9 protein-coding genes are annotated in these 10,109 nt (G+C 72.8%); 1 reads left to right on the forward strand and 8 read right to left on the reverse strand.

What is annotated here, in order from left to right:
• The first annotated feature begins 101 nt into the window (after positions 1 to 101).
• Complete coding sequence (locus ACFY8O_RS24140; RefSeq protein WP_387905590.1) at positions 102 to 1,490, forward strand: OFA family MFS transporter; 1,389 nt, start codon at positions 102 to 104, stop codon at positions 1,488 to 1,490.
• Positions 1,491 to 1,560: 70 nt separating this feature from the next.
• Here ACFY8O_RS24140 and ACFY8O_RS24145 read toward each other — a convergent pair whose 3' ends face one another.
• The 8 genes from ACFY8O_RS24145 to ACFY8O_RS24180 are packed head-to-tail and all read right to left on the reverse strand — an operon-like array spanning position 1,561 to position 9,947.
• Positions 1,561 to 2,607, reverse strand: coding sequence for a sugar phosphate isomerase/epimerase family protein (locus tag ACFY8O_RS24145; protein ID WP_145811764.1), 1,047 nt, complete (start codon positions 2,605 to 2,607; stop codon positions 1,561 to 1,563).
• Positions 2,608 to 2,647: 40 nt separating this feature from the next.
• A complete protein-coding gene (locus ACFY8O_RS24150) occupies positions 2,648 to 4,039 on the reverse strand; it encodes a nucleotide pyrophosphatase/phosphodiesterase family protein (RefSeq protein WP_387905594.1) in 1,392 nt (463 codons plus the stop codon).
• Positions 4,036 to 5,211: a metabolite traffic protein EboE gene (gene eboE, locus ACFY8O_RS24155; RefSeq protein ID WP_387905597.1), complete on the reverse strand. Its 1,176-nt coding sequence runs from the start codon at positions 5,209 to 5,211 to the stop codon at positions 4,036 to 4,038. The genes ACFY8O_RS24150 and eboE overlap by 4 nt, the downstream gene beginning before the upstream one ends.
• A 3-nt stretch (positions 5,212 to 5,214) precedes the next feature.
• On the reverse strand, positions 5,215 to 6,063 hold the full coding sequence (locus ACFY8O_RS24160; RefSeq protein WP_145811758.1) for a TatD family hydrolase: 849 nt from the start codon (positions 6,061 to 6,063) through the stop codon (positions 5,215 to 5,217).
• Positions 6,063 to 6,692 carry an EboA domain-containing protein gene (locus ACFY8O_RS24165; RefSeq protein WP_387905601.1) on the reverse strand — a complete coding sequence of 210 codons (630 nt, stop codon included), beginning with the start codon at positions 6,690 to 6,692 and terminating at the stop codon, positions 6,063 to 6,065. The genes ACFY8O_RS24160 and ACFY8O_RS24165 overlap by 1 nt, the downstream gene beginning before the upstream one ends.
• Positions 6,686 to 7,552 (reverse strand): sugar phosphate isomerase/epimerase family protein, encoded by an 867-nt coding sequence (locus ACFY8O_RS24170; protein ID WP_387905603.1) that lies wholly within the window; start codon positions 7,550 to 7,552, stop codon positions 6,686 to 6,688. The genes ACFY8O_RS24165 and ACFY8O_RS24170 overlap by 7 nt, the downstream gene beginning before the upstream one ends.
• Complete coding sequence (locus ACFY8O_RS24175) at positions 7,549 to 8,808, reverse strand: SCO3242 family prenyltransferase (protein ID WP_449341826.1); 1,260 nt, start codon at positions 8,806 to 8,808, stop codon at positions 7,549 to 7,551. The genes ACFY8O_RS24170 and ACFY8O_RS24175 overlap by 4 nt, the downstream gene beginning before the upstream one ends.
• 20 nt (positions 8,809 to 8,828) lie before the next feature.
• Positions 8,829 to 9,947, reverse strand: a complete 1,119-nt coding sequence (locus tag ACFY8O_RS24180) for an inositol-3-phosphate synthase (protein WP_387905608.1) — start codon at positions 9,945 to 9,947, stop codon at positions 8,829 to 8,831.
• Positions 9,948 to 10,109: the final 162 nt, after the last annotated feature.

Genomic DNA, 10,109 nt, shown 5'->3' on the forward strand with positions numbered 1-10,109 from the left:
GGGTCCGCGGCGTGCCGCGCGAGGCCGCGGACCCCCGCGCGAAGTGAGAACGGGCAGGGGGCGCCGGCCAGACTTCTTCCACGCAAGGGGTTCGATCGACAATGACGACAACAGACCTCACCACATCCGTCCCCTTCAGGGAGGTGACGGACGCCAACGGCCGCACCTACCGGCTGGGCGAGAGCGACATCGACATCATGGGCCGCAAGCGCAAGTGGATGGTCATCCTGCCGTGGGTGGGCATGATGGGCATCAGCTCGGCCGAGTACGCCTTCGCGTCGGCGGAGGACACGCTGCACCACGCGCACAACTGGAACAGTGGCCACATCTACTGGATGATGACCGTCTGGGTGTTCTTCCAGGCCGCGGTGGCGATGCCCGCGGGCAGGCTCCGGGAGACCGGCAGGCTGCCGGCCCGCTGGGCGATGATGCTCGGCGCGACGGGCACCCTCCTCGGCTACCTCTCCCTGGCGTACGCGCCGCACGTGATCTTCGCGTACATCGGCTTCAGTGTGTTCTCCGGTATGGGCGCGGGCATGGTGTACGCCACCTGCGTCAACATGGTCGGCAAGTGGTATCCGGAGCGCAGGGGCGGGAAGACGGGTTTCGTCAACGGCGGTTTCGCCTACGGTTCGGTGCCGTTCGTCTTCCTCTTCACCGGGTTCATGGACATCACCAACTTCCGGTGGGTCCTGGTCTCGGTGGGTGTCTTCCTCGCGGCGCTCGTGGCCTGTGCCGGCTTCTTCTTCCGGGACCCGCCGAAGAACTGGTGGCCCGCGCAGGTCGATCCGCTCAACCCGCCCGAGGACCCACGGGCCCGCCGCGCCCTGGAGAAGAACCCTCCGGCGATCAAGCAGTACTCCCCCGGCGAGGCCTGGAGGACCGGCCGGGTGGCGCTGATGTGGTGCTGCCTCGCCTGTACCTCCGGTGTGAACATCTTCGGCATCGCCTTCCAGGTCGACATCGGCCAGGACGCCGGCTTCGCCGCCGGGATCGTGGCCACGGCGATGTCGCTCAAGGCCATCGTCAACGGCACCGGACGCGGCGTCATCGGCTGGCTCTCCGACCTCTACGGGCGCAAGAAGTGCCTGCTCCACGTCTGCGTCATCCTGGGGCTGGCCCAGTTCGGCATCATCTGGGCGGCCGAGATGAAGAGCCTGCCGCTCTTCCTGCTCTTCTCCGCGATCTCGGGCTTCGGGGGCGGGGCGATCTTCCCGATGTTCGCGGCGATGACGGCGGACTACTTCGGGGAGAACAACAACGCCACCAACTACGGCATGGTCTACAGCTCCAAGCTCGTCTCCGGACTCGGAGCGGGGATGGGCTTCGTGGTCGTCGACGCCTGGGGGCTCTACGGTGCCTTCATCCTGGCGGGCAGCATCTCGTTCGTCGCCGGGTTCCTCGCCCTGTTCCTCGCGGCACCCGGCCGCGACCGGAAGGGCAACGCGCTGGTGAAGCCCGCTCCCACGCCGATACGGGAGACCGACTGACCGCACATCGCGCCATACGCATGGGGCCCGGTTCCTGGAACCGGGCCCCCTGCGTGTGTGCGGTCAGGTCTCAGTCGCCGCAGCGCCCCTCGCGCAGGGCGTGCAGGTGCTCGCTGGACTTGCGGGCGAAGGCGAACGACTCGACCGGGTTGTCGTGCTCGGTCTGCCAGTGGTGGTAGGTGCGGCCGTGCCGCGTGCGGGTGGTGACCCGGCTGAGGAAGTTCTTGTAGTCGATGTCCCCGTCGCCGACGTCCGTCATGCGGTAGCCGTCACGGGCGGTGTCGTCCCTGGTGCCGTCCTTGACGTGGAAGAGGGGGTAGCGCTCGGGCTGTTCGAGCACGTAGTCGATGGGGTTGAAGGGGGCCGGGGTGCCGTCGGCCCGCTTGCCGAAGCGGAACTGGGCGGCGAAGGCCCAGTAGATGTCCATCTCCAGGTAGACCAGATCGGGGTCGGTCTCGGCGAGCAGGACGTCGTAGAGGCGGACGTCCGGCTTGTCGGTCGCGAAGCTGAACTCCTCCGCGTGGTTGTGCTGGTAGAACTTCATGCCGCGTCTGCGGGCGGCGGCGCCGTAGGTGTTGAAGTCGTCGGCGGCGCGCTTCCAGCCGTCCACCGTCGAGCCGTAGCGGAAGGGCCCGGAGGCGGTGCCGATGTGCTTCAGGCCGAGGGCCTCGGCCTCGTCCAGCACCTTCGTGAGGTTCTGGGCGAAGGTGTAGGCGCCGGGGTTGTTGTCGTCGTAGTAGCCGACGTGGCTGCCGATGGGGTTGAGCCCGTGGTCCCGGGCGAGCCTCTTGAGCTGGGCCAGGGTGATGGCGCCCGCCGAGCCCTGGGTGTAGCCGGCGAACTCGATCTCGTCGTAGCCGTATCGCTCCAGCTCGGCGAAGACGGGCGCGAAGCCGAGGGTGGACACCTTGTCGCGGAGGCTGTACAGCTGGATGCCGAGGCGGCCGGGCGGCAGGACGGGACGGCCCTTCCCCTTGCCCTGGACGCCCTGCGGGCTCGACGCCTGCGCGGTGGCACCGCCCAGGAGCGTGGCGGCGGTGGCTCCGGCGGCGACGCCCAGGACGTTGCGGCGGCTGAGTCTGCGCGCGAGCTCGGGGTCCTTCGGGGTGCGGCTCATGTTCACGAATCTCCCTGTCGTGTGCGGGCGGGGCGGATTGTCAGTGCAGTCCGGCAAGCTGGAGGAGCAGGGACTTCACTTCGGTGGCCTGGACTCGGCCGGTGAACGCGTGGGGGGTGGAGCAGAGGATGAGCGGACCTTCGTCGTCGCTCGTGGGGAGGCGGCCGTGGCTGCCGCGAATAGGTGAGGGGTCCAGCGGGACGACCGCCATGCGGTAGCGCATGCCGAGCTTCTTGCGGGCGACCGCCGAGGCCGCCCTGACCCGGACGTAGGGGTCCTGGGGGTCCATGAAGAGCTCCACCGGGTCGTAGCCCGGTTTGCGGTGGATCTCGACGAGCTGCGCGAAGTCCGGTGCGCGGGCGTCGTCGAGCCAGTAGTAGTACGTGAACCAGGCGTCCTTCTCGGCGACGGCGACGAGCTCGCCGGAGCGGGGGTGGTCCAGGTGGTGTGCCTTCTTGCCCTCGTCGTCGAGGAGCTCCGCGATGCCGGGCAGGTCCGCGAGGGCCTCCCTGGCCGCTTCGAGGTCCTCGGGACGGCGTACGTAGACGTGGGCGAGCTGGTGGTCGGCGACGGCGAAGGCGCGGGAGGCCATGGGGTCGAGGTACTCCATGCCGTCCTGGGTGTGGACCTCCAGCAGACCGGCGCGCCGAAGGGCTCGGTTGATGTCGACGGGCCGGTCGACCCGGGTGATGCCGTACTCGGAGAGCGCGACGACGGTGCGGCCTTGCGCCCGCGCGTCGGCGAGCAGGGGGGCCACGGCCCGGTCGAGGTCCGCCGCGGCCTGGTGGGCGCGGGGGTCGTCGGGGCCGTAGCGCTGGAGGTCGTAGTCGAGGTGCGGGAGGTAGCAGAGGGCCAGGTCGGGGGTGCGGGTGGCGAGGATGTGACGGGTGGCGTCGATGATCCACTGCGAGGAGACGAGGTCGGCGCCGGGTCCCCAGAAGTGGAAGAGGGGGAAGGTACCGAGCTTCTCGGTGAGCTCGTCGTGCAGCGCGGGGGGCCGGGTGTAGCAGTCGGGTTCCTTGCGTCCGTCGGCGTAGTACACGGGGCGGGGGGTGACGGTCCAGTCGGTGTCGGCGCCCATCGCGTACCACCAGCAGATGTTGGCGACGGTGTAACCGGGATGGGCGCGCCGTGCGGCGTCCCAGAGCTTGTCGCCCTCGACGAGCCCGTTGTGCTGGCGCCACAGGAGTACGTCGCCGAGCTCACGGAAGTACCAGCCGTTGGCGACGATGCCGTGTTCGGCGGGGGTGGTGCCGGTGAGGAAGGTGGACTGCGCGGCGCAGGTGACGGCGGGCAGGACGGTGGAGAGCGGTGCCTTCGACCCGGCCATGGCCCGGAGGTGGGGCATGTGCTGGAGCAACTGCGGGGTGAGGCCGACGACGTCGAGGACGAGGAGCGGGGTGGGGTGTGCGACGGATCCGGATGTGGTCACGGGAGCTCCTTCAGTCCGAGGTCGGTGAGGAGGTCGCGGGCGAGGGTGAGTTCGGCGGCGATGCCGTCGGCGAGCTGGGCGCGGGTGCGGGGCCGTAGTTCGGCGGGAAGCGCCTGCCAGGTGTACGTCTCGACCTCCAGGTGCCGGGTGAGGGGCACGGGTCCGCCGACGAGCCGGGTCAGTACGGACTGGAGGACGTGGAGCGTGGAGGTGAGCGGGGGCGCGGGCGGGGCGTGGAGGGGGACGTGGAAGTGCGAGCGCCAGGGGGTGGCGTCGGGCAGCGCCCCGCCGGTGACGGCCTCGTCGAGGTCGTCGGTACCGCGCAGACCCGATGCGGTGAGCGTGCGTGTCTGGTGGAGGAAGCGGGGTTCGGCGAAGGCCCCCAGAGCGGCGCGCACCTCGGGCAGGTGCGGCTGCTCGGCGTGCAGTGCCGCGGAGAGCTGGGCCTTGGCGACGGGCACGCCGGCGGCGCCGAGGGCGTCGAGTGCGTGGTCGGGGTCCTCGAAGGAGGTGGCGAGGTGGCAGGTGTCGACACAGATCCCGATGCGGTCGTGACCGACCGCGGTGAGGGGGCCGATGGCGTCGGCGGTGGTCTCCACGGTGCAGCCGGGTTCGGGTTCGAGCCCGATCCTGACGGACTTGCCGGTCAGCTCCGCGAGCGCGTCGAGCCGCTGGGCGAGCACGGTGAGGGCCTTGCGCGCCGTGCCGGCTGCCGTCGGGTCGTCGTCGAACGGGGTGCGCCAGGCGAGGGGCAGCGTGGAGATGGTGCCTTCGGTGACGTCGTCGGGGAGCAGGGCGGCGAGCAGCCGGGCGAGGTCCGTGGTGTGGGCGAGCCGCTCGGGGTCGGTCCAGTCCGGGGTGTAGACGCGGTACTTCACCTCCTGGGCCCCGAACCCCTCGTAGGGGAAGCCGTTCAGGGTGACGACTTCCAGGCCGCGGTGGTCGAGTTCGGCGCGCAGCGAGCGCAGCGCGGCGGGGTCGTTGATCAGGGCGCGGGCCGCGTCCTTGGCGAGCCAGAGACCGATGCCGATGCGGTCCCGGCCGAGCCGCTTGCGCACGGGCTCGCAGTGGTCGCGCAGCTGGGCGCGGACTCCGTCGAGGTTCTCGGCGGGGTGCACGTTCGTGCAGTACGCGAGGTGGACGGTGGAGCCGTCGGGATGGCGGAAGCGCATGGCTCACTCCCCGCCGCGGAGGATGGAGTTGCCCTCGTGGAGCGGTTCGGGGGCGGTGGTGCCGAGCTGGAGTCTTCCGCTCTGTCCGTAGAAGGCGACGGGGTTGCGCCACAGCACCTTGTCCACGTCGTCCTCGTCGAATCCAGCCTTCAGCATGGTGTCGGCGACCTTGCGGGTCTTCAGCGGGTCGCTCTTCCCCCAGTCGGCGGCCGAGTTGACGAGGATCCTGTCCGTGCCGTAGGTCCTCAGGACCGTGACCATGCGGTCCTCGTCCATCTTCGTGTCCGGGTAGATCGAGAAGCCGGCCCAGCAGCCGCTGTCGAGGGCGTCCCGCACGGTGGTCTCGTTGAGGTGGTCGAGCAGGACCAGCTCCGGGGCGAGCTCCGATTCGCGGACGACGTCGAGGGTGCGGTGGAGTCCGGCGAGCTTGTCGCGGTGCGGGGTGTGGACGAGCGCCGGGAGGCCGTGGTCCGCGGCGAGCTGGAGTTGCGTGGTGAGCGCGGTGTCCTCGGCGGGGGTCATGGAGTCGTAGCCGATCTCGCCCACCGCGACGACCGAGTCCTTGACGAGGTAGCGCGGCAGGGCGTCCAGGACCGGTGTGCAGCGGGGGTCGTTCGCCTCCTTGGGGTTGAGGGCGAGTGTGCAGTGGTGGGCGATGCCGTACTGGGAGGCGCGGAAGGGCTCCCAGCCGAGCAGGGCGTCGAAGTAGTCGAAGAAGCTGGCGGGCGAGGTGCGGGGCTGGCCGAGCCAGAAGGACGGTTCGACCAGGGCGCGTACCCCCGCGTCGTACATCGCCTGGTAGTCGTCCGTGGTGCGGGAGGTCATGTGGATGTGGGGGTCGAAGATGCGCATCAGGACTCCTCCGTGGGGGCGGGGGCGGACGCCGGGGCGGTGAGGTCGAGGACCGTCCACAGGCCGGCCGGGACGGCGCGTCCGGCAGCGGTGCGCTCGGCGGCGAAGTCACCCAGCATGCGCGCGAGTTCGGCGTCGCCGCAGGCTCGCTCGCCGAGCCGGTCGAGGGCCTCGACGGGGACCTCGGTGAAGAGGCACTTGAGGACGGCGTGCCGCCAGCCGTGCGCGTCGAGGTGGGCCGCGCCGTAGGGGCCCACGGCGGCGGCCACCAGCCGGGTGTCGTTGGTGCGCAGGGCGTCCTCGACGAGAGGCAGCGCGGTGGCACCGAGGTCCAGCCGGTGCAGGGTCAGGAGCACGGCACGGCGTTCGGCGGCGGTCCCCTGCTCGTACAGCCTGGTGACGGCGGACAGGCCGGCACGGGCCTCGACGAGCAGGAGGGCGCGTACGGAGTCGGCGTTCTCGAGCCCGCAGTGCCGGCCCGCGGAGGCGAACCGCAGCTCCCAGGGAGGGGTGCCGCTGTCCGTACCGGGGTGACCGGCGGCGTGGGCGGCCTCGGCGAGCGCCTCGTCGAGCCAGGCGCGTTCGGCGCCTCGCAGCCGGTCGTCGAGTTCCTTGCGGGTGGTCAGCACGGGGCGTCTCCTCCCGTCACTCCCGGAGCGGCCCGGCGGAGGAAGTCGATCGACGCGCGGGCGAGTTCGGGCCCGGCGTGGGAGTGCCGGGGAAGCTCGACGACGGTGAGGCCGGCGTAGCCGGTGGCGGCGAGGGCTTCGAGCACCGGCGGGAAGTCGATCTCACCGTCACCGAACGGCAGGTGTTCGTGGACGCCCCGCCGCATGTCCTCGATCTGCACGTGCCGCAGCCAGGGGGCCGCCTGCTTGACGCAGTCGGCCGGCGGTTCGGGTTCCAGGCACTGGCAGTGGCCGATGTCGAGGGTGAGCCCGAGTGGTTCCGGATCGCCGAGAAGGGTGCGCAGATGGTGGAAGCCGGCGAGGGTGCCGAGGAGGTGACCGGGTTCCGGTTCGATGGCGAGGGGGACACCCTCCCGGGCGGCGGCGTCCAGCACCGGGGTGAGGGCACCGGTCAGCCGTTGCCACGCGGTGTCGGTGGAGGTGTCCGGCGGGGTGACGCCACTGAAGCAGTGCACGGCGTGGGCGCCGAGGCCGGCGGCCACCTCGACGGCGCGGACGAGCAGTCCGGTGCGGGCGGCACGGGCCTCGGGGTCCGGATCGAGGAGGGAGGGGCCGTGCTTGCGCCGCGGGTCGAGGACGTATCGCGCCCCGGTCTCGACGGCGACGCCGAGGCCCAGACCGGACAGCCGGCGCGCCACCCTGCGGGTGCGCTCGGCGAGGTCCGGGGCGAGCGGGTCGAGGTGCATGTGGTCGAGGGTGAGCCCGACCCCGTCGTAGCCGAGGTCGGCGAGGAGGCCGAGGGCGTCGTCCAGCCGGAGATCGGTGAGGCCGTTGGTGCCGTAGCCGAGTCGGAGGGTCATGTGGGGCTCACCTTCCGTGCGAGCGCGCGGGCGAGGGGGACGAGCCCCATGACGGCGAGGCCGCCGAGCGGCGACCCGGCCCGCGCGGCCAGGGCGGCCTGCAACGGGATCATGGCCCGGATCCCTCCGCCGACCGCGCGCTGGGTGAGGGGCGGGGAGGGGTTGAGGGCGGCGTGGAGAAGGGGAACCGCACAGGTGCGCAGGTAGGCACCGGTGAACGCGGTGAGCAGGAGCGGCCCCGTCACGGGTGCGGGCGGCGCGGGGGGTGGCGACGACACGCCCGCGGCCGGCCCGCCGCGCAGAACGGCGGCCCCCAGCACGGCCGTTCCCGCGAGCGCGGCCAGCGGCACCTTCGTGGATCCGCCCTGGGCCTCGTGCCGGGAGACGGCGGTGACGGCGTAGGTGTGCGCCCCGAGTGCGAGGGCGGCGGGAAGTGCGGCACGGGGGGCGGACACGGCACGGGGAGCGCGTGCGGCGGGTGGCGCGGCCCGGCGGCGACCGGAGGTGCGGCCCGCGAGCGCGGCACGGGACCCGAGCGCCCCTCCGGCGGTACGGGATCCCCGCCCGGCACCCGCGGTACGGTCCGCGAGCGCGACGCCGGCGGTACGGGACCCGTGTCCGGCGCCGGGGGTACCGGGCCCCCGGCCGGCGTCGTCCGCCCCGGGGCTCCGCCCTGCGGAGGGGGCGATGGCCGAGGGAGCGGCGGTGGCCACGGCCCCCAGCAGCAGGTCCAGGGCCCGGGCCGTGCCCATCGCGGCCGGTCCCAGCTTCGTGTGCTTGAGGTGCAGGTCGTAGGCCCAGACCGTGGCGCCGAGCCCGGCCGCGACAGCCAGTGCGGGCCTGCCTGCCCGGGCGGCGAGGGCCAGGCCCGCCGCCGTCAGGGCGCCCGCCGCGCCGAGGGCCGCGCCCGGTGTGATGCGGCCCGAGGGGATGGGGCGGTGCGGCCGGTCGATCGCGTCCTCCTCCCGGTCCGCCCAGTCGTTGAGGGCCATGCCCGCTTCGTAGAGGCACAGCGACGCGCCGACCGCGAGAGCCGTGCCCCGGCCGGCGCGCAGGCCCGCGGCGGCGGCACCGGCGAGCGCGTCGCCCGGCACGCTGAACAGCGCGGAGACCCGGAGCAGTTCCGCCCAGGCCCGCAGCCGTGCGCGGGGGCGAGACCTGTCCGGTGCGGGCGCAGTCCCGCCCGCACCGGACAGGCCGACCGAGGGGGCGGTGGCCGGTGACCCCGCCGGCAGCCGGGGGGAGCCGGTCGCCACCGCCGGCAGCCGCAGCGGCCTCACCGGGCGGCCCGCAGGCGACCGGCGAAGGCCAGCAGGGCCGCGTACTGGTCGGAGAGCGCGGACGGTCCGCCGTCCGGGTCCTTGAAGTAGAAGCCCAGCTCGGGCCTCGGGCCGCTGAGTCCCGCCTCGTGCGCCCGGGCCAGCAGGCGGGCCAGGTCCAGCACCAGGGGCGCCGCCAGGGCGGAGTCGCAGCCCTGCCAGATCGTCTGGAGGATCATCCGGGAACCGAGGAAACCGTCGAAGGCGATGTGGTCCCACGCCGTCTTCCAGTCGCCCATCGCCGGGACGTCGTCGATGTGGACCTCCCCCTCCGGAGCGGCTCCGAGCGTGTCGGCGAGTACGCGTTCCTTGCCCGCGTTCTTGGCGGCTGCCGCCGCGGGGTCGGCCAGGGCGGCCCCGTCCCCTCCTCCCAGGAGGTTCGTGCCCGACCACGCCCGCACCGGCAGAGCGCGCTGGACGAACATCGGGGCGAGCACGGACCGCAGCAGCGTCTGTCCCGTCTTGCCGTCACGTCCGGCGTGGGGAAGTCCGCAGGAGTCGACGGCGTCCCTGAGACGCGGGCTGCGCAGCCCGGTGGACGGGGTGAAGTTGACGTAGGGGCATCCGGCGCGGAGCGCCGCCGCCGCGTAGAGGGAGCTGGCGGGGAGCCGCGCGTCGTCCTCGCCGGGGGCGGGCTCGGTGGAGGCGACGTTGATGACGACGGTGCGGGCGAGTTCGTTGCGCCGGGCGAAGTCCACGAGGTCGGCGGTGAAGGCGGCGATGAGCTCGTCGTCCGTACGGGTGTCGCCCGGGAGGGGGCCACCGGGCCGTATCTCCGCGTCGGCGGCGCCGAGCTCTGCCCGGACGGCCGACGGCAGCCCGTGCGGGAGGACTCCCCCGGCCGCCAGGGCCTCGGCCCGCTTGGGGAGGGGGCAGTCCAGGGTGTCGTGGCCGCCGAAGACGAGGGAGGTCAGTGACGGCAGTGCGCTGTCGGCGAAGGGTGGTGTCTCGGTGACCATGCCGGTCGGCGGATGGAGCCCTGCCGCGATCGCCGCGCACCCGGCGGTGGCGGTGGTCGCGACGGAGCCCCGGGCTCCGATGAACCAGACTCCGGTACGAACGGCGTGTGCGGTCACGGGCTGCCTCCCTGGGGGGACGAAGAGGGGTGGGGCGGCGGGGGGGGGGGGGCGGGGGCCCCCCCCCCCCCCGCGGCCGCGGGTCCCCCCCACCGGGGGGGGCCCAACATGAGAAGGGTTTTGGGGGAGGACACCCGGGGGGGGGGGCCCGGGGTTGTGTGG

Origin of the sequence: Streptomyces argenteolus (genome assembly GCF_042902585.1) — a bacterium.
Classification (GTDB): Bacteria; Actinomycetota; Actinomycetes; order Streptomycetales; family Streptomycetaceae; genus Streptomyces; species Streptomyces argenteolus.